This window comes from Bordetella sp. MIP270_01_BMS (genome assembly GCF_054958705.1).
Genome location: NZ_CM143297.1, coordinates 4101106 through 4119401, shown reverse-complemented (window position 1 = coordinate 4119401; position 18296 = coordinate 4101106). Strand labels below are relative to the sequence as shown.

Below are 18296 nucleotides of genomic sequence, written 5' to 3'. Positions count from 1 at the left end.
ACTCCAACGCCATGAAATCAAGCCCCCGCCAGTCCGCACCTACCCGGGCCACCCCATCAAGCACCCAAGAATGCGCGACTCGTCAGGCCGCCAGGCCTGCAACCAGCTTAACCTTCGTCGCCCAGATCGAAAAGACTCGTCGCGTCCAGTTCAAGCACAGCCTCATCGTGCTGATTCACCACCACCCACGCCCAGGAAATGATCCCCAGGTCAGTACGCGACGTCGAGCGCCGCACCCCCTGCACCCGCGCCTGCAGCCGCAGCGTATCGCCCGGACGCACCGGCACGCGCCAGCGCACCTGCCCGAGGCCCGGCGAACCAAACGATTCGGAATCGTGCAATGCCGCTTCAACCGCCATGCGCATTGCCAGCGCACAGGTGTGCCAACCGCTGGCGATCAACCCACCCCATCGCCCGCTGGCGGCCCGCTCTACATCGGTGTGAAACCATTGGGGGTCATATTGACGTGCAAACTGCAGAATCTCGGCCTCGGTCACGACAATCGGACCGCCGTGGATCAGCATCCCTTCTTTGAAATCAGCGAACTTCATGATCGGCGTCTCGAACGAAAACCGGCGTGCCATGGCACGCCGGTACACCTGGATGGTTATTGGGGCGCGAGGCCGCGCCCGTCTCGGCTAATATGTCTCGAAATGCAGCCGCCCTTCGCGGCGCAACGCATCATGCAGGATAGTCCAATCCTGACCCGCTTGCACGACCACCTCGCGCAACGCCTCCAGCACTCCCGTCTCCATGCCCTTCAACCCGCATACATAAATGCAGGTGTTCGGGTCCGTCAGCAAGTCCATGACATCCGTGGCGCGCTCGCGTATCAAGTCTTGCACATAGTGTCGCGGCTGAGCCGGATCGCGCGACAAAGCCAGGTTGATATCGATGAAATCACGAGGCAGCTTCATCAGCGGGCCGAAATACGGCAGCTCACGCTGCGTGCGCGCACCAAAGAACAACATCAGGCGTCCGTTGGTGCCCCGTTGAATGCGCCGCCGATAGCGTTCGGTCATGGCGCGCATCGGCGCCGATCCCGTGCCCGTGCAAATCATCATCAAATTGGCGCCCGCATGGTTGGGCATCAGGAAACTCTGCCCGAACGGCCCGATCACCTGCACCGTATCGTTCCTGGCCAGATCGCACAGATAGTTCGAACAGACGCCCTGCACCGGCCGACCCTGATGATCCTGCGTCACGCGCTTGACGGTCAGAGACAGGTTGTTGTAGCCCGCCCGCTCGCCATCGCGCGGACTGGCCAGTGAATACTGACGCGCGTGGTGCGGGCGCCCTTGCGCGTCCGAGCCAGGCGGCAGAATGCCGATCGACTGCCCTTCCAGAACCGGAAAAGGCAAGTTGCCGAAGTCGAGCACGATGTGATGAATATCGCTGTCGGTGTCGTCGTCGGTAACCCGGTAATTGCCCACCACCGTGGCGACGGCCGGGGACTTGTGCGTGTACAGATTCACATAGGGATGTGCCGCCGACCAGGGCGGGATATTGGCCCCGGGCGCCAGCAGCACCGGCGATTCGAGCGTCTGCGCCGCCTCAAGGGCTTCAATCGCTTCGGGCACTGCGTCGGTGTCTGCACTGGCGGCTTCACCCCCGGCGACCGCGGTCGGCAAGGGTTTTTCCTGCGGCAGCTCTTCCCAGCCGAACTGCTCCTGCACACTGTACGCCTGCGCCCTCAACACCGTCCGCCAATTGTCGATCGACCCGGTCGGGCATGGCGGCACGCAGGCCATGCAGCCGTTGCAGATGTCCGGATCTACCACATAGTTGTTGCCATCGTGCGTGATGGCATCGATGGGGCAGGTTTCCTCGCAGGTATTGCAGCGTATGCAGACCTCCGGGTCGATGAGATGCTGCCTGAGCACTTCGGGCGGCAAGCGCGCATTCATGGCCGGGCTCCTTGTCGCGTAGGCACGCCTTAGTTGAACCGCACGTACTCGAAGTTCACCGGCTGTCGGTTCACGCCCATCACAGGCGGCGCAATCCAGTTGGCGAACTTGCCGGGCTCGACCACCCGCCCCATCAGCGACGCCACGAACTCGCGGTCTTCCGGCGTGGGCAGCCATTTGTGGCTGTGAGCCTGCCACTGCGATTCACTGAGCACTTCGCCTTCCGGCGCCACACGAATGCCGGCCAGCGTGCCGATCTGGCGGTTGAACGCCTTGTGCGGAACCGAAAGCCGGAAAGGCAGGCCGCTTTTCTCGATGACCTTGTTCCACCGTCCCACACCCGCCTTGGAATCGCGAATGAAGTCATCCCGCAGCACTTCGTTCAACGCGTTGAGCATGGGCACCTCGATCTCGCGCAACTGGCCGCCTTCCACACTCAGCACCCGATAGGTGTCGTTCTTGAGCTGGTGGTCGTCGGTGCGCTTGCCTTCCTCGTAGCGCCCCTTCAGCCCCGAACTGTAGAAAATGGCCGCATTCGAAGATTGGTCGGCACCGAACAGATCGATGGTGACGCTGTAGTGGAAGTTCAGATATCGCTGAATGGTGGGCAGGTCGATCACTCCGGCCGCGCGCACCGTTGCGGGGTCGTCTGTCTTGAGCTGCTTCATCACGTCGCACGTGCGTTGGATGATGCGCGACACGCCCGATTCGCCCACGAACATGTGGTGGGCTTCTTCAGTCAGCATGAACTTTGTCGTGCGGGCCAGCGGATCGAACCCCGACTCGGCCAGCGCGCACAACTGGAATTTCCCGTCGCGGTCGGTGAAGTAAGTGAACATGTAGAACGCCAGCCAGTCAGGCGTCTTTTCATTGAACGCACCCAGAATGCGCGGATTGTCCGCGTCGCCCGAACTGCGCTCGAGCAGCGCATCGGCCTCTTCGCGGCCATCGCGTCCGAAATAGCGATGCAGCAGGTACACCATCGCCCAGAGGTGCGGCCTTCTTCTACGTTGATCTGGAACAGATTGCGCAGATCGTATTGGGATGGGGCGGTCATGCCCAGGTGGCGCTGCTGCTCGATCGAGGCCGGCTCGGTGTCGCCCTGCGTCACAATGATGCGGCGCAGGTTGGCGCGGTGTTCACCCGGCACATCCTGCCACACGTCACGGCCCAGGTTTTCGCCGAAATGAATCTTGCGCTGGCCATCCTGCGGCGCCAGGAAGATGCCCCATCGATAATCGGGCATCTTCACGTGGTCGAAATGTGCCCAGCCATCGGGCTCGACACTGACGGCCGTACGCAGATAAACGTCGAAACCATGGGATCCGTCCGGCCCCATGTCCTGCCACCACTGCAAATAATTCGGCTGCCAGTGTTCCAGCGCGCGCTGCAGCGCCCGATCGCCGGACAGGTTGACGTTATTCGGAATCTTGTCGCTGTAGTTGATGCCTGACATGTCTCTTGCTCCTTGGTGGGCGGGCCTTGCCGGCCGCCGGGGCTATCCGAAAAAAGTGAACTCGATCGCGGGCCGGCTGCCCCGCGTCCATCGGCTGCCGCACACGGCGGCCACGCGGCGCAACGGCACCCGGCGCGGCCGCCACGGCATGGTCTCTATACGCGGTTCCAGTCGAAGGCCGCCTGCTCGCCTTTGCCATACAGCTTCAGCGCGCCTTTCTCGCCAGCGGCGTTGGGGCGGTTGAATATCCAGTTCTGCCACGCAGTCAGCCGGCCGAAAATGCGCGTCTCCATGGTCTCGCGGCCGCCAAAGCGCAGGTTGGCCTCCAGCCCGGTCAACGCATCGGGCGAAAGCGCGCGCCGCTCTTCCAGCGCCAGCCGCACCTCGTCGTCCCAATCGATGCTGTCGGGGGCGAACGTCACCAGCCCGAGTTCCAGGGCCCTCGGGGCCGGCAGCCACTGGCCAGCCGCGGCACGCACGGCTTCCAGCGGCAGCGTTTCCTCGTGAAAGCGGCGTTGCAGGCGGCTCTGACCATTCACCAGCGGATAGGCGCCGAAATTCCGGTCGCTGACCACGATCTGCGCCGGCGTGTCGGCGTCTTCGTCGTCCAGCATGTAAATGCGATCGGCGGCGAGCGCCAATTCGAACAGCGTGCCGGCAAAGCAAGAGCCTGGCTCGATCAGCGCGAAGATTGAACGCGAGGTGACATCCAGACGGGCCAGCGTACGACGCAGCATGCCGGCGGTCTCGCGCACGAACCAGTGACCGGTATGCTGCTGCATGGCCGTGTCGGCGGCCAGCACCGCCGCAATGTCTCCCTCGGTCTTGAACACCCAGGTGCCCAGGTCCGGTTCATTGGCACGCAGACTCAAGATTGCATCGTCGAGTTCGCGAGCCATCTGCAGGGGCCACCACTCGGCGCCGGCCGCGAGAATGGCGTCGATGTCCTGCTCCACCTCCGCCTGCGGGCCACGCACGGTCCAGGTCGCCAGGCGACGCTCACGATCAAGCGCCACGTCGACATATCGGTATGAAAGGCGATCCTGGGAGAGCGTGCGCGACAGCGGCACCAGGCTCACGCCGCGCGCGTCGGCCGGGCGGTCGCTTTGCCCCGCGAGCTCGACGGCGCGCGCACGGACCGCTGCCTCGAACTGGGCGGGCTTCACCACCTGGTCGACCAGGCGCCAATCCTTGGCGCGCTGACCCCGCACGCCTTCGACCAGCGTGCAGAAAATATCGGCGTGATCGTGCCTGACCCGGCGCTTGTCGGTCACCCGCGTGAGGCCTCCCGTGCCGGGCAGGACCCCCAGCAGCGGAACCTCGGGCAGGGCCACCGCGGAAGAGCGGTCATCGACCAGGAAAATCTCGTCGCAGGCCAGCGCCAGCTCATAGCCGCCGCCAGCGCAGGCGCCATTGAGCGCCGCGATGAACTTCAGGCCGCCATGGCGGCTGGAATCTTCGATCCCGTTGCGCGTTTCATTCGTGAACTTGCAGAAGTTCACTTTCCAGGCATGGGACGACAGGCCCAGCATGAAAATGTTGGCGCCCGAACAGAAGATGCGGTCTTTCATGCTGGTGATGACCACCGTACGCACTTCGGGATGTTCGAAACGGATGCGCTGCAGGGCGTCGTGCAGCTCAATGTCCACCCCCAGGTCGTATGAGTTCAGCTTCAGCTTGTAGCCCGGCCTCAGCCCGCCGTTTTCATCCACGTCCATGGCCAGGGTGGCGACGGCGCCGTCGAAATTCAGCTTCCAATGCCGATACCGGCTAGGCTCGGTCTGGAAATCCACGCGGGGGGCGGGGTTGCTCATCTGGTGTCTCCTGCTCGCTTTGATATGAATAATACTGCATCTGATGAATTAAAGTGCAGATTAGTGCACAAAAAAACGCCCGTCAAGCGGGCGCTGCATAAAAGTGCAGTTTTCTAGAGAGCCGGGGCGGCGGCCTACAGGGGCAGGCCGCAGGCCTTGCGCACGTTCGTACGCAGCCCGCCAAAGCTTTCCTGCAAGGTGAGGTTGCTGGTTTCCCAGGTGAGATCGGCCTTCGCATAGAAAGCCTCCCGGCCGGCCAGAATGCGTTTCAGGTCGGCCATGGCTTCGTTGTTGCCCGACATGGGCCGGAAGTCGCCCTGCGCCATGACGCGCGCCATGTGTTCGTCGGGCGTGGCGCGCAGCCACACCGTATAGCAATGCGCCAGCAGCAGGTTCAACGTGGCCGGCTCGGACACCAGGCCGCCCGGCGTGGCCAGCACCATTTCAGGGTAGATCTGCACCGCCTCTTCAAGGGCACGGCGCTCGTAGCGCCGATAGGCATTGGGGCCGTAAAGATTGTGGATTTCGAGAATGCTGCAGCCCGCCACGCGTTCGATTTCGCGGTTGAGCTCGACAAAAGGGTAGCCCAGGTCGTCGGCCAGCATCTGCCCCAGCGTGGACTTGCCCGCGCCGCGCAACCCGATCAGCGCGACGCGCTGGAATCGGTTGGGGCGCTGCGCGCCCCCGCCCACGCCGAACAGCTGCACCAGGGCTTCGCGGGCGCGTTGCAGATCGGACTCGGTTCGGCCGCTGAGCAATTCGCGGATCAGCAGCCAGTCGGGCGATTCGGTGGTGACGTCGCCCACCAGTTCGGCCAGGGCGCAGTTGAAGGCCCGGGCGATTTGCAGCAGGACGAGTATCGAGGCATTGCCCACCCCATGCTCAAGATTGGCCAGATGGCGCTCGGACACGCCGGTGGCCTGCGCCAGGCTCTTGCGTGTCATGCCGCGGATGGCGCGCAGACGGCGCACCCGCTCGCCCAGGGCCACCAGAAAGGGCTCCCGGCGTGCTTCGGACGATTCACTGCCTAACGCTTGGATCATGCTGTTCAAACTCCGAGGAAACCCTGATTTTCCAAGTTTTATGCACTATAGTGCTTGACGCGCCACGTGTGAAGCACTATTTTTCTTCTAACGCGACCGCGCAGCGGGTTCGCCAAAACAAACAAGCATTGCATTGCATGCGCCTTCTTCAGCGCGGCCAACAGTGTAAAGGACGAGACAAGCATGAGTACGCCGGCATCCTTCCTGCAATTGATGCACAGCATTACGGCCCGCATAGAGGGCCTGCCGCTGGACGAGGCGTTGCAGTCACAGTTGAACCGCAGCATGGGCGCGGACAGCGCGGTGTATCGCGACGTTTTCTCGGCCTGCCGCAATGGCGTCGCCGAAGGCTGGATGTGCGCCCGGCAAGGCGGCGGCATACGCTACGGGCGCGTCGTCAAGCATGACGAAGGGCTGCACGGTTTCTCGGTGGATGTGGTGGATATGAACTCCCTGGCCGGCCCCCACCATCGCCACCCTCAGGGTGAAATCGACCTGATCATGCCGCTGGACGACGGTGCTCGCTTCGACGGCCACGGCGCGGGCTGGCTTGTGTACGGGCCCGGCAGCGAGCATTCCCCCACCGTCACCGGCGGGCAGGCACTGGTGCTGTACCTCCTGCCCGGCGGCGCCATCGACTTCACCCGCGCCTGATTGCGCACAGGAACCGGCATGGAACACCTACGCAATTTCGTCGGCGGCCAATGGGTCGCCGGCAATGGCATTCCCACGACACTGCGCGACCCGGTATCGGGCGCCGCCCTGGCGCAGGCCGACAGTGCCGGAGTGGACCTGCACGCAGCCTTCGATTGGGCTCGCCGGGCCGGCGGTTCAGCCTTGCGGGCGATGCGCTACGACGAGCGTGCCGCGCTGCTGGCCGCGGTGGCGGAAGTCCTGCAGTCGAACCGCGACAAATACTACGAGATTGCCTTGCGCAATTCGGGCACCGTGCGGCAGGACTCGGCCATTGATATCGATGGCGGCATTTACACGCTGTCGTACTACGCCAAGCTGGGTTCGCGGCTGCCGGGCCGTGCACTGCAACTCGATGACGACCCGGTATCGCTGGCTCGCGACCAGAGCTACGCCGTGCAGCATATCAGCGTGCCGCATCGAGGGCTGGCCCTGCTGATCAATGCCTTCAATTTTCCGTCATGGGGCATGTGGGAAAAGGCCGGCCCCGCTCTGCTGTCCGGGGTGCCCATCATGGTCAAGCCGGCTACGTCGACGGCCTGGCTCGCGCATGAAATGGTGGCCGACGTACTGGCCGCAAAAGTGTTGCCCGAGGGCGCCATCAGCCTGGTCTGCGGCAGCTCGCAGGGTTTGCTCGACGCGCTGGCGCCCCTGGACCTGCTGTCGTTCACGGGCTCAGCCGACACGGCGGCCCTGCTGCGAACCCACCCTCGCATCGCCCGCGACGGCGTGCGCATGAATGCCGAAACGGATAGCCTGAACTGCGCCATATTGGCCCCCGACGCCTCGGACGGCGGTCTGGCCTTCGATGCGCTGGCGCGCGAGGCCGCACGTGAAATGACAGTGAAGTCCGGCCAGAAATGTACGGCGATCCGGCGCATTCTCGTTCCGCAGTCAGCCTATACGCGCATGGCGCGGGCAATCGCCGAACGCCTGCACGCGGTCACGGTGGGGGACCCGCGCAACGCCGACGTGCGCATGGGGTCGCTGGCCAGCCGGGCGCAGCACGAGGACGTGCAGGCCGGTATCGCCAAGATGCGGGCCTGCAGCGAGGTGCTGTTCGATGGCAGCCAGGTGCCGCTGGTGGACGCCGACCCGGCAATCGCGGCCTGTACGGCGCCATGGCTGCTCGGCACGCCGGATCCGGACGCGCATCCGCTGGTGCACGAAATGGAAGTATTCGGTCCGGTCGCCAGTCTGATGCCGTATCGCGATGCAGACCACGCCTATGCGCTGGCCCGCCTCGCCAAGGGGTCGCTCGTGGCCTCGGTCTATAGCGACGACAGCGATTTCCTGGCGCGCAGCGCAGCGGAACTCGCCGACAGCCACGGCCGCGTTCACTGGGTCTGCCCCGACACCGCGAAAACCCATACGGGCCACGGCAATGTCATGCCGCAATCGCTGCATGGCGGACCCGGCCGCGCGGGAGGCGGCGAAGAGCTCGGCGGCTTGCGCGCGCTGCGCTTCTACCACCAGCGTTGCGCCGTCCAGGGCTCGCCGACGCGCCTGCAGACGCTGGCCACCCTGCCGGGCATGGCTCCGTAGCGGCGCCTCGAATCAGAATAAAGGGAGACACCACATGCCGAACTGCCCGATCGAGCTTAATTTTGCCAGCCACATTGCGGCACTGAACGCGCCGCGAGCGGCCAAGCCCGCCTACATCGACGAATACGGCGTCCTGACCTACGGTGCACTGGCCGAACGGGTGGCCCGTTTCGCCGGCGCGCTGCGCCAGCTGGGGTTGCGCCGAGAAGAACGGGTGCTGCTGCTGATGCACGACAGCGTGGACTGGCCGGTGGCGTTTCTGGGCGCCCTGCACGCTGGCGTCGTGCCTGTGGCCGTGAACACGCTGCTGACGGTCGACGACTACGCCTACATTGCCGATCACTGCCGCGCGCGCGCCGCCATCGTGTCGGGCGCCCTGCTGGGCACGCTGCAGGCGGCGATGGCCAAGGGGCCGCACGAGATCGAGCATCTGGTCGTGGCCCGGCCGGTGGGCGACCTGCCGGAACAGGCGCATGAATTCAACGGCCTGCTGGCTGCCGCGCCACTGTTGCCCGCGGTGCGCACCCTGGCCGACGAGATCGCGTTCTGGTTGTATTCGTCCGGCTCCACCGGCAAACCCAAGGGCGTCGTGCACACGCATGGCAATCTGTGGCACACGGTCGAGCTCTACGCCAAGCCGGTGCTGGGCATCCGCGAAGACGACGTGGTATTCTCGGCCGCCAAGCTGTTCTTCGCCTACGGGCTGGGCAACGGCCTGAGCTTTCCTATGTCGGTGGGCGCCACCGTCATCGTCATGGGCGAACGGCCCACGCCGCAAGCGGTATTCAAACGCCTGGTCGAGCATCGGCCCACCATTTTCTACGGCGTGCCCACGCTGTATGCCAGCATGCTGGCCAGCCCTGACCTGCCGGCCCGCGAACAGGTGGCCCTGCGGGTCTGCGCCTCTGCGGGCGAAGCGCTGCCGCGCGATATCGGCGAGCGCTTCCAGCGCCACTTCGGCTGCGACATCCTGGACGGCATAGGCTCGACCGAGATGCTGCACATCTTCCTGTCGAACCAGCCGGGCCAATTGCGCTACGGCACGACCGGCAAGCCGGTGCCCGGCTACGAGGTGCAGTTGCGCGACGACGAAGGCCGCCCGGTGCCGGCCGATGTGATCGGCGACCTGTACATCAAGGGCCCCAGCGCCGCCCTGATGTACTGGAACAACCGTGACAAATCGCGCCAGTGTTTCCAGGGCGAGTGGCTCAAGAGCGGCGACAAGTACCAATGCGATGCCGACGGTTATTACACCTATGCCGGTCGCAGCGACGACATGATCAAGGTCAGCGGCCAGTATGTATCGCCGGTGGAAGTCGAGAACGTGCTGATCCAGCATGAAGCCGTACTTGAAGCGGCCGTCATCGGCGTGCCCGATCACGACGGGCTGGTCAAGACCAAGGCCTATGTGGTGTTGCGCCCCGGCTTCCAGCCCGACGCCGACACGGGCGCTGCCCTGCAGCACTATGTGAAACAACACCTGGCGCCCTTCAAGTATCCGCGCCAGATCAATTTCACCGAAGAGCTGCCCAAGACGGCCACCGGCAAGATCCAGCGCTTCAGATTGCGGCAGATGGAAGAGGCCACGCTATGAGGCTGGCAAGCCCGCCCACTCACGCGCCGGCCTGGGTCGAACTGCGGGCGCTGGACCGCGACCTGCGCCTGGAATGCCGGTGGATCGCACCCGAGCGGCGCGAGACCCCCCTGCTCGTCTTCCTGCACGAAGGCCTGGGCTCGCTGGAAATGTGGAAAGACTGGCCACAGCGCGCCTGTGACGCGGCCGGCTGCCGCGGGCTGGTGTTCTCGCGCTACGGCTACGGCCGATCCACGCCCCGCCCCGCACTCGAGAAATGGACCGTCGATTTCATGCACGACCAGGCGCGCGAAGTCTTGCCGGCGCTGTTCGACGCGCTGGATGTCGACCCCGCACGCGACCGGACGGTACTGTACGGCCACAGCGATGGCGGATCGATTGCCTTGTTGTACGCCGCCATGTACCCCGACACCGTGGCGGGCGTCATCGCTGCCGCGCCCCACATATTTGTCGAAGACATCACCATCGAGAATATCGAAGCGGCGCGCCGTGCCTATCTGGAAACCGACCTGCCCGCCCGGCTCGGCCGCTATCACGCGGATGCGGATTCCGCCTTCTGGGGATGGAACGACATCTGGCTGGATCCCGCATTCCGCCAGTGGGACATACGCCCATACCTGCCCCGGATCCGATGCCCCGTTCTTGCGCTGCAGGGGCTGGACGACGAATACGGCACGCTGGAACAGATACGAGGAATCAGGCGCGCCGTACCGCATGCCCGCCTGCTTGAGTTGTCCGGCTGCCATCATTCCCCGCACAAAGACCAGCCGGATGCTGTGATCGCGGCCGTTGCCAAATTCGTCAGCGACCTGGACCGAGCCGGTTGAGCCCGAAGGGCCAGCCGACAATAACGAGGAGACAACCATGCACCACACCGTGAATCGCGCCCTGTTGGCCGGCGCCCTGGCGTTGATCGCCGGCAGCGCTGCCGCCGCCGACAAAATTAAGGTCGGCTTCATGCTGCCATACAGCGGCACGTATGCGGCGCTGGGCACCGCCATCGAGAACGGCTTCAAGCTGTATGTGGCCGAACAAGGCGGCAAACTGGGCGGGCTCGAGCTGGAATACTTCAAGGTCGACGACGAATCCAATCCGGCCAAGGCTTCTGAAAACGCCAACCGCCTGATCAAGCGCGATCAGGTCGACGTACTGGTCGGCACGGTGCACTCGGGCGTGGCCATGGCGCTGGCCAAGGCGGCCAAGGGCAGCGACACCACCTTGCTGGTCACCAACGCGGGCGCCGACGCCATCACCGGGCCGATGTGCGGGCCGGGCATTTTCCGCACATCCTTTTCGAACTGGCAGCCCGGCTACGCAATGGGCCCGGTGGCCGCCGCCAAGGGGCACAAGACGGCGGTGACCATTACCTGGAAGTACGCGGCCGGCGACGAACAGATGCAGGGCTTTCGCGAGGGCTTCGAAAAAGCCGGCGGCAAGATCGTCAAGGACCTGACCCTGCCCTTTCCGAATGTCGAGTTCCAGTCATTGCTGACCGAAATCGCCTCGCTCAAGCCCGACATGGTGTTCGCCTTCTTTGCGGGCGGCGGCGCGGTGAAGTTCGTGCAGGACTACCATGCCGCGGGCCTGGGCAAGACCATCCCGCTGTATGGCACGGGCTTCCTCACCGACGGCACCTTGAAAGCGCAGGGCGAATCCGCCCAGGGCCTGCTCACCACCCTGCACTATGCCGACGGGCTGAATACGCCGCGCGACAATGCCTTCCGCGGGGCCTATACCAAGGCTTACAACAACATGGCGCCCGACGTGTACGCGGTGCAGGGCTACGATGCCGCGCAATTGCTGCAGGCGGGCCTGCAGGCCGTGCAGGGCAATCTTGCAGACAAGACCAGAATGCGCGAAGCCATGCGTGGCGCCACGATCGACAGTCCGCGCGGCGAATTCACGCTGTCTGCAGCCGGCAATCCGGTGCAGGACATCTATCTGCGCCAGGTGGGCGGACTGGAGAACTCGATGGTGGATGTCGCCGTGCCCAAGCTGGCCGACCCGGCCCGCGGCTGCAAACTCTGACGCACACAAGCAGAGGCCGACATGGACGTCAGCATCTTTCTCATCCAGTGCCTGAACGCCCTGCAGCACGGCCTGCTGCTGTTCCTGGTGGCCAGCGGCCTGACGCTGATCTTCGGCATCATGGGCATCATCAACCTCGCCCATGGCAGCTTCTACATGATCGGCGCCTATATGGCGTTCGGCCTGGGGCCCCTGGTCGATCGATGGCTGGGAGGCGGCTTCATCACCACGCTCGTGCTGTGCGTGCTGCTGGCGGCCGCGCTGGGCTACTTGCTTGAGGCCGCTTTCTTCAGCTATCTGTATCGGCGCGACCATCTCCAGCAAGTGCTGATGACCTATGGCCTGATACTGGTGTTCGAAGAAGTGCGCAGCCTGCTGGTGGGCAATGACGTACATGGGGTGCCCATGCCCGCGTGGCTGTCGGGCACGGTGTCGCTGGGCGGCGTCATGACCTATCCGGTGTACCGCCTGTTCATCTCGGCCGTGGGCATCGGGGTGGCTCTGCTGCTGTACTGGGTCATCACGCGCACGCGGCTGGGCATGATGGTGCGCGCCGGCGCCAGCAATCGCGAGATGATCGGGTCACTGGGCATCGACATCAACCGTCTGTACCGCGTCGTCTTCGCGGCAGGCGTCGCCCTCGCGGCGTTGGCCGGCACCATTGCGGCGCCCGTGTCCTCGGTATACCCGGGCATGGGGCACGGCGTGCTGATCGTGTGTTTTGTAGTGGTGGTCATAGGCGGCATCGGTTCGATCCGGGGCGCCTTTCTCGCGGCGATGCTGGTAGGCACAGTGGAGACTTTCGGCCAGGTGCTCTTTCCGGCGGCGGCCGGGGTGCTGGTGTACCTGCTGATGGCCGTGATTCTGCTGTGCAAGCCCGAAGGGCTGTTCAAACAGGGCTAGCATGAACAAGCTGAACAAACTCATTCCCGTGGCCGTGCTGCTGGCGCTGGCGTTGTTCCCGTTGCTCGAGGCCGACTACTACACGGGGCTGGCGATCAAGATCATGATCTACGCCATCTTCGCCCTCAGCCTGCAGCTGCTGGTCGGCGGCGGCGGCCTGATCAGCCTGGGGCATGCCGCGTTCTTCGGCATCGGGGCCTATGCAGCCGCGCTGCTGTCGCCGGACGGCGAAGCCGCCGGGCTCGTCTGGCTGCTGGCCGCCGCGGTGGCCGCCGCGGCGGCATACGCCCTGGTGACGGGCGCGCTGGCGCTGCGCACCCGCGGCGTCTACTTCATCATGGTGACGCTGGCTTTTGCGCAAATGGCCTATTACGTCTTCCACGACACCGATCTGGGCGGCGGCAGCGACGGCATCTACTTGTACTTCCGGCCGCAACTGGTGCTGGGCGGCCAGACGCTGTTCGATATGGACGAGCCGGGCGCCTATTACCTGTTCGTGCTCGGCTGCCTTGCCGCGGTGTGGGGGTTTCTGGCCCGGCTGCAGCGATCACCCTTCGGTACGGCGCTGGCCGGAATACGCATCAACGAGCAACGCATGCGCGCGGCCGGGTACTCCACATTTCCGTACAAACTCACCGCCTACGTCGTCGGCGCCGGCCTGGCCGGGCTGGCGGGCTTTCTGTATGCGTTGATAGACGGATTCGTGACCCCCGAGCTGCTGGCCTGGGAACAATCGGGCCTGGTGCTCCTGATGGTGATCCTGGGCGGCATGGGGCGGCTGGGCGGCGCAGTGCTCGGCGCAGCAGCGCTTATCCTGCTGCAGGAATTGTTCCAGTCGCAGGTGTTGTTCGGGGACTACGCCAAACATTGGCACCTGTCGCTTGGCCTTGCCATCATCGCGCTGGTTGCCTTGCTGCCCGATGGCCTGGCGGGCCTGCCCGCCCAATGGCGCGCCCGGCGCGCATCGCGCGCCGCGCCGGGGGCCGCACCGCCCATCGACCCGGCGGAGGCACCGCCCGCCCCGCGTCTGCCCTTGTCCGGAGAACCCCATGCCTGACGCCCTGCTGTCGGCGCGCGGCATCACGCGCCACTTCGGCGGCCTCGTTGCCGTCAACGACGTATCGCTGGACTTGCACCTGGGCACCGTGCACGCAGTCATTGGCACCAACGGCGCGGGCAAGTCCACCTTGATCAACATCCTGTCGGGCGAGTTGAATGCTGGTGCCGGTCAGGTTTTCATGAACGGGCGCGACATCACATCGTGGTCACAGCCGCAAAGAGCGCGCGAGGGCCTCGGACGCAGCTATCAGCGTTCCACTATCTTTCCCACCCTGAGCGTCTACGAAAATTGCCGACTTGCGGCGCAGGCGGCGCGGCAGCGGTTCTGGCACTGGTGGCGAGACGCGGCAAGCTGCACGCACAGCACTGAAGCCGCGAACGAGGCATTGCAGCGCACCGGCCTGGCAGCCAGCGCCGCCGTACCGGCAGGCTTGCTGCCGCATGGGCACAAGCGCCAGCTGGAAATCGCGATGTGCCTGGCGGGCCGCCCAAAGGTACTGCTGCTCGATGAACCGCTGGCCGGCATGGGGCCCGAAGAAACCGAGCGCATCCTCGCCTTGCTCCAGACGCTGAAATCGCAACACGCCATACTGCTCGTCGAACACGACATGGACGCCGTTTTCTGCAACGCCGATGTCATCACCGTCATGGTGAACGGCAGCGCCATCGCGCGCGGCACGCCAGCACAGATACGCGCCAACGCGCAGGTGCAGGAAGCCTACCTGGGGGAAGCCACATGCACGCAGTGATCGATGCCAGCGGCCTGCACAGCTACTACGGCGCAAGTCATGTGCTGCGCGGTGTGGATCTGCGCATCGCGCCGGGCGAATCGGTGGGACTCGTTGGCCGCAACGGCATGGGCAAGACCACCCTGATCCGCACTCTGATGGGCCACGTACGCAGCCGCCAGGGCAAACTGGCGGTGGCCGGACACGATTGCACGCGCGCCCAACCGCACGCCATCGCCCAGCTGGGCGTGGCCTACGTTCCCGAAGGCCGCGGCGTATTTCCCAACCTGAGCGTGCGCGAGAACCTGCTCGTCGCCGCTCGCCGCGGCACGCGCGGCCAGGGCGACTGGACCTACGAACGCGTGCTCGAGACTTTCCCGCGACTGGCCGAACGGCTGGACCACGGCGGCCAGCAATTGTCGGGGGGCGAGCAGCAAATGCTGGCCATCGGCCGGGCGCTGACCACCAACCCGGATCTGCTCATCCTCGACGAGGCCACCGAAGGACTCGCGCCGCTGATCGTGGCCGAAATCTGGAAAATAGTGGCCGCCATCCGCGCCACCGGCATGTCGACGCTGATCGTAGACCGCAACTACCGCGCCGTGCTGACCCATACTGACCGCTGCCTGGTCATGGAAAAAGGGCGCATCGTGCACGAGGGCGCCAGCCCGGCGCTGGCGGCGCAGCCTGAACAGCTTGCACGGTACCTGGGGGTATAGCGGCAGCGGCCTTTCGGCGTGGCCGGTGTGACGCCCGCGGCCGGCTGCAACGCCGGCCCGGGCTAGCCCTCACACGGATCAGGCCCGGGGCATGGCCTCGAGCACATTCGCGCAGTCAGGGTCGAACGTCACTGCTACGCGGCTGCCTTGCCGCAACTCTCCCGCACCGCCCTCGCCCGCCACGCTTTCCGCATATAACTCCGTGCCGCGCAACGTCCGCAACCGGTAGTTCATCAGGTTCCCGCCGTAGCTGACCGCCTCGACCGTGGCCGCCATGCCCGGGCGTCCATCGGCCGCCAGACGCAGGCGATGCGGGCGCACCACCAGGCTGACCGCCTCGCCCGCCCGACGCAGTTGTCCCTGGTTACTGGGAACCGCCATCACCCCAGCCTCGGATTCCACCACCACCGAATCGGATGAAGCCTGCCGCACCTCGGCTTGCAGTACATTGCTGCGTCCGAGGAACCCCGCCACAAACAGATTTGCGGGCCGCTCATACAACTCGCCCGGCGTGCCGATCTGCACAATACGGCCATGATTGAAAATGGCGATGCGGTCGGACATCGACAGTGCTTCATCCTGGTCGTGCGTCACATACAGGAACGAAGCGCCCGACTCCTTGTTCAGTTGTCGAAGTTCCCACTGCAGGTCCCCGCGCAACTTCTTGTCCAGCGCAGAGAGTGGCTCGTCGAGCAGCAATACTTCGGGCTCGTATACCAGGGCCCGCGCGAGCGCCACGCGCTGCTGCTGTCCACCCGACAGCTGGCGCGGCAGGCGCCGGGCGTATGCACCCAGTTGCACGCGGTTGAGCGCCTCTTGCGCGCGCTTAACCGCCTGGGCCTTGGGCACTCCCCGGATCGACAGCGGAAACAGGACATTCTGCTCCACCGTCATATGCGGGAACAATGCATAGCCCTGAAACACCATGCCGAAACCACGGGCTTCCGGAGGCTGGCGGGTGATGGATGCGCCACGATGCAGAATCTCGCCCGCGGTCGGCTCGACAAATCCGGCGATGGACATCAGGGTCGTGGTCTTGCCCGAACCCGACGGACCCAGAAGCGTGAGAAATTCGCCGGGGGCCAAAGAAAAATCGATGCCATCCAGCGCTACCGCGCTACCGAACTGCTTGCGCAAGCCGCTCACGCTCAGCAAAGGTTGATCGTTGCTAGGGTTCTGGCTCATTGGGGCTCCCGCTGCCGACGACGCGCGATCAGTCGCTCGGCGCAAAGGCATACAAAGGTGACAAGAATCATCAGGGTGGCGACCGCCGCGATGGAGGGATCAACGTTCTCGTTGATGCCGTCCCACATCGCACGGGGAAGCAGGTATACGTTGCGCGTCGTAATGAATAGCAGCACCACCAGCTCGTCCCACGACACGATGAAGGCGAAGATCGCGCCGGAAAGCACGCCGGGGCGCACTGCGGGCAAGGTGATGCGCCAGAGCACCTGCAAGGGCCGGGCGCCCATCGAGCGCGCGGCCTGTTCCAGCCGCGGATCGACGTTGGACAGCGCCGCCCCCACGGACACAAACACGAACGGTGTGGCCGCCACGATATGGGCCAGCACCACGCCCAGGAACGTGTCGAGCAGCCCCAGATCGATATAAAGGCGATAGAAAGCCAGGGCGCCCACGATCGTCGGCACGATGAGCGGCAGCAGCGCCATCATGCGAACCAGGCCGCCCAGGCGGGCGCCGAGTTTCCAGGCGCCTATCGCCGCACTGGTTCCCAGCAGCGTCGCCAGCGTCGTCGACACGGCCGAGACCGCCACGCTCTGCAGCAAGCTGTTGCGCCACATCGGGTTCTCGATCAACTGCGCATAGTGCTGCAGCGACCAGGACTCGGCCGGAAACGACAGATAGCTGCGGTCGGTGAACGACACGGGAATGACCACCAGGGCCGGCAGGAACAAGAAAGCCAGCACCAGCAGCGCGCTTGCCACCGCCAATACGAACCACAGAGTAGGTCTTATCGTCATGGCGCACCAAACAGGGAAGGCACACGGACACAGCGCGACATCAGCACCAGGCTCAACACCACCGCCAGCAGCAGGGTGCTTGCGAACGCGGTCGAGATCCCCCAGTTCATGGTTTCGCTGATGCCGAACTCGATGTATTGGGCGACCATCACCGTCTTGCCGCCGCCCAGCAGGGCGGGCGTAATGAAGAACCCCAGGCAGAAGATGAACACCAGCACCGCTGCGGCGAGCACGCCCGGCAGAGACAGCGGCAGGTACACCCGCAGGAAGGTACTGACCGGCCCCGCGCCCAACGCCCGCGAAGCGGCCATCAGCGAGGAATCGATGCCCAGCATATTGGTCAGCATGGGCAACACCGCGTAAGGCACCATGTAATGCACCATGCCTATCAACACCCCTGTTTCGTTACGAAGCAAGGCCAGCGGCTGGTCTACCAGCCCCATGGCCATCAGGGTGGCGTTGACCACCCCCTCGCGCGCCAGCAGCAGCACCCAGGCAAAGGCGCGCACCAGCACCGAAAGCCAGAACGGCACCAGCAACGCAATGGCCATCCAGCTGCGTACATGGGCGGGAACGTTGGCCATGACATAGGCCACCACATAGCCCAGCAGCAGCGCAATGGCCGTCGTCAGCAGGCACACCCGAAGCGTCGTGCCCATGATCTTGCGATACAGGGGCTCGGTGAACAGGGCGGCGTAGTTGTCCAGCCCTATGGCGGGCTCGGTCACACTGATGGCCAGGATGCGGACGACTGGCACCAGGAAAGCCAGCCCCACCAAGAGGACAATAGGCGCTACCAGCAACAATGGCAGGGATCGGCGCATG

The 18296-nt window shown here is 64.8% G+C and carries 16 protein-coding genes and 1 pseudogene; 9 read left to right on the top strand and 8 right to left on the bottom strand.

The genetic code is table 11. The features are described 5' to 3' along the window. Positions 1-107: 107 nt before the first annotated feature. The 5 genes and pseudogenes from ACV17W_RS19370 to ACV17W_RS19350 form a co-directional block, all read right to left on the bottom strand. A complete protein-coding gene (locus ACV17W_RS19370; protein ID WP_462593986.1) occupies positions 108-551 on the bottom strand; it encodes a MaoC family dehydratase in 444 nt (147 codons plus the stop codon). Between the two features lie 87 nt (positions 552-638). Then, on the bottom strand, positions 639-1907 hold the full coding sequence (gene boxA / locus ACV17W_RS19365; RefSeq protein WP_462593985.1) for a benzoyl-CoA 2,3-epoxidase subunit BoxA: 1269 nt from the start codon (positions 1905-1907) through the stop codon (positions 639-641). Between the two features lie 29 nt (positions 1908-1936). Further along, a pseudogene (boxB, locus tag ACV17W_RS19360) lies at positions 1937-3363 on the bottom strand (benzoyl-CoA 2,3-epoxidase subunit BoxB). 155 nt (positions 3364-3518) lie between these two features. Then, on the bottom strand, positions 3519-5177 hold the full coding sequence (boxC, locus tag ACV17W_RS19355; RefSeq protein WP_462593984.1) for a 2,3-epoxybenzoyl-CoA dihydrolase: 1659 nt from the start codon (positions 5175-5177) through the stop codon (positions 3519-3521). A gap of 134 nt (positions 5178-5311) precedes the next feature. After that, on the bottom strand, positions 5312-6220 hold the full coding sequence (locus ACV17W_RS19350) for a helix-turn-helix transcriptional regulator (RefSeq protein ID WP_462593983.1): 909 nt from the start codon (positions 6218-6220) through the stop codon (positions 5312-5314). A 183-nt stretch (positions 6221-6403) separates the two neighbouring features. On the opposite strand from ACV17W_RS19350, the gene ACV17W_RS19345 reads away from it, so the two are divergent. The 9 genes from ACV17W_RS19345 to ACV17W_RS19305 are packed head-to-tail and all read left to right on the top strand — an operon-like array spanning position 6404 to position 15489. After that, a complete protein-coding gene (locus ACV17W_RS19345; RefSeq protein ID WP_462593982.1) occupies positions 6404-6874 on the top strand; it encodes a 4-hydroxylaminobenzoate lyase in 471 nt (156 codons plus the stop codon). Between the two features lie 18 nt (positions 6875-6892). After that, positions 6893-8458 (top strand): 3,4-dehydroadipyl-CoA semialdehyde dehydrogenase, encoded by a 1566-nt coding sequence (locus ACV17W_RS19340; RefSeq protein WP_462593981.1) that lies wholly within the window; start codon positions 6893-6895, stop codon positions 8456-8458. A 34-nt stretch (positions 8459-8492) separates the two neighbouring features. Then, positions 8493-10052, top strand: coding sequence for a benzoate-CoA ligase family protein (locus tag ACV17W_RS19335; RefSeq protein WP_462593980.1), 1560 nt, complete (start codon positions 8493-8495; stop codon positions 10050-10052). Continuing rightward, entirely contained in the window at positions 10049-10879 is an 831-nt protein-coding gene (locus tag ACV17W_RS19330; RefSeq protein ID WP_462593979.1) for an alpha/beta fold hydrolase, read from the top strand. Before ACV17W_RS19335 ends, ACV17W_RS19330 begins: the two co-directional genes overlap by 4 nt. Before the next feature lie 37 nt (positions 10880-10916). After that, positions 10917-12080 carry an ABC transporter substrate-binding protein gene (locus ACV17W_RS19325; RefSeq protein WP_462593978.1) on the top strand — a complete coding sequence of 388 codons (1164 nt, stop codon included), beginning with the start codon at positions 10917-10919 and terminating at the stop codon, positions 12078-12080. A gap of 21 nt (positions 12081-12101) precedes the next feature. Further along, positions 12102-12983, top strand: coding sequence for a branched-chain amino acid ABC transporter permease (locus tag ACV17W_RS19320; RefSeq protein ID WP_462593977.1), 882 nt, complete (start codon positions 12102-12104; stop codon positions 12981-12983). Between the two features lies 1 nt (position 12984). Further along, complete coding sequence (locus ACV17W_RS19315; RefSeq protein ID WP_462593976.1) at positions 12985-14040, top strand: branched-chain amino acid ABC transporter permease; 1056 nt, start codon at positions 12985-12987, stop codon at positions 14038-14040. Next, the gene (locus tag ACV17W_RS19310; RefSeq protein ID WP_462593975.1) at positions 14033-14791 is read left to right on the top strand and encodes an ABC transporter ATP-binding protein; all 759 of its coding nucleotides are present in this window, start codon (positions 14033-14035) and stop codon (positions 14789-14791) included. The genes ACV17W_RS19315 and ACV17W_RS19310 overlap by 8 nt, the downstream gene beginning before the upstream one ends. Further along, positions 14779-15489 (top strand): ABC transporter ATP-binding protein, encoded by a 711-nt coding sequence (locus ACV17W_RS19305; protein ID WP_462593973.1) that lies wholly within the window; start codon positions 14779-14781, stop codon positions 15487-15489. The genes ACV17W_RS19310 and ACV17W_RS19305 overlap by 13 nt, the downstream gene beginning before the upstream one ends. Before the next feature lie 78 nt (positions 15490-15567). On the opposite strand, the gene ACV17W_RS19300 is transcribed toward ACV17W_RS19305, so the two are convergent. Genes ACV17W_RS19300 through ACV17W_RS19290 form a run of 3 tightly spaced genes read right to left on the bottom strand, consistent with a single transcriptional unit; the run spans position 15568 to position 18295 of the window. Next, positions 15568-16674: an ABC transporter ATP-binding protein gene (locus ACV17W_RS19300; RefSeq protein ID WP_462593972.1), complete on the bottom strand. Its 1107-nt coding sequence runs from the start codon at positions 16672-16674 to the stop codon at positions 15568-15570. After that, complete coding sequence (locus tag ACV17W_RS19295; RefSeq protein WP_462593971.1) at positions 16671-17471, bottom strand: ABC transporter permease; 801 nt, start codon at positions 17469-17471, stop codon at positions 16671-16673. Before ACV17W_RS19295 ends, ACV17W_RS19300 begins: the two co-directional genes overlap by 4 nt. Then, positions 17468-18295: an ABC transporter permease gene (locus tag ACV17W_RS19290; RefSeq protein WP_462593970.1), complete on the bottom strand. Its 828-nt coding sequence runs from the start codon at positions 18293-18295 to the stop codon at positions 17468-17470. The genes ACV17W_RS19295 and ACV17W_RS19290 overlap by 4 nt, the downstream gene beginning before the upstream one ends. Position 18296: the final 1 nt, after the last annotated feature.

What these genes read in the sequence shown, in the direction of transcription:
- ACV17W_RS19335 (WP_462593980.1), top strand. Translation starts at nt 8,493, where the DNA reads ATGCCGAACTGCCCGATCGAGCTTAATTTTGCCAGCCACATTGCGGCA.
- ACV17W_RS19290 (WP_462593970.1), bottom strand. Translation starts at nt 18,295, where the DNA reads ATGCGCCGATCCCTGCCATTGTTGCTGGTAGCGCCTATTGTCCTCTTG.
- ACV17W_RS19300 (WP_462593972.1), bottom strand. Translation starts at nt 16,674, where the DNA reads ATGAGCCAGAACCCTAGCAACGATCAACCTTTGCTGAGCGTGAGCGGC.
- ACV17W_RS19325 (WP_462593978.1), top strand. Translation starts at nt 10,917, where the DNA reads ATGCACCACACCGTGAATCGCGCCCTGTTGGCCGGCGCCCTGGCGTTG.
- boxC (WP_462593984.1), bottom strand. Translation starts at nt 5,177, where the DNA reads ATGAGCAACCCCGCCCCCCGCGTGGATTTCCAGACCGAGCCTAGCCGG.
- ACV17W_RS19330 (WP_462593979.1), top strand. Translation starts at nt 10,049, where the DNA reads ATGAGGCTGGCAAGCCCGCCCACTCACGCGCCGGCCTGGGTCGAACTG.
- ACV17W_RS19345 (WP_462593982.1), top strand. Translation starts at nt 6,404, where the DNA reads ATGAGTACGCCGGCATCCTTCCTGCAATTGATGCACAGCATTACGGCC.
- ACV17W_RS19295 (WP_462593971.1), bottom strand. Translation starts at nt 17,471, where the DNA reads ATGACGATAAGACCTACTCTGTGGTTCGTATTGGCGGTGGCAAGCGCG.
- ACV17W_RS19370 (WP_462593986.1), bottom strand. Translation starts at nt 551, where the DNA reads ATGAAGTTCGCTGATTTCAAAGAAGGGATGCTGATCCACGGCGGTCCG.
- boxA (WP_462593985.1), bottom strand. Translation starts at nt 1,907, where the DNA reads ATGAATGCGCGCTTGCCGCCCGAAGTGCTCAGGCAGCATCTCATCGAC.
- ACV17W_RS19340 (WP_462593981.1), top strand. Translation starts at nt 6,893, where the DNA reads ATGGAACACCTACGCAATTTCGTCGGCGGCCAATGGGTCGCCGGCAAT.
- ACV17W_RS19310 (WP_462593975.1), top strand. Translation starts at nt 14,033, where the DNA reads ATGCCTGACGCCCTGCTGTCGGCGCGCGGCATCACGCGCCACTTCGGC.
- ACV17W_RS19315 (WP_462593976.1), top strand. Translation starts at nt 12,985, where the DNA reads ATGAACAAGCTGAACAAACTCATTCCCGTGGCCGTGCTGCTGGCGCTG.
- ACV17W_RS19305 (WP_462593973.1), top strand. Translation starts at nt 14,779, where the DNA reads ATGCACGCAGTGATCGATGCCAGCGGCCTGCACAGCTACTACGGCGCA.
- ACV17W_RS19320 (WP_462593977.1), top strand. Translation starts at nt 12,102, where the DNA reads ATGGACGTCAGCATCTTTCTCATCCAGTGCCTGAACGCCCTGCAGCAC.
- ACV17W_RS19350 (WP_462593983.1), bottom strand. Translation starts at nt 6,220, where the DNA reads ATGATCCAAGCGTTAGGCAGTGAATCGTCCGAAGCACGCCGGGAGCCC.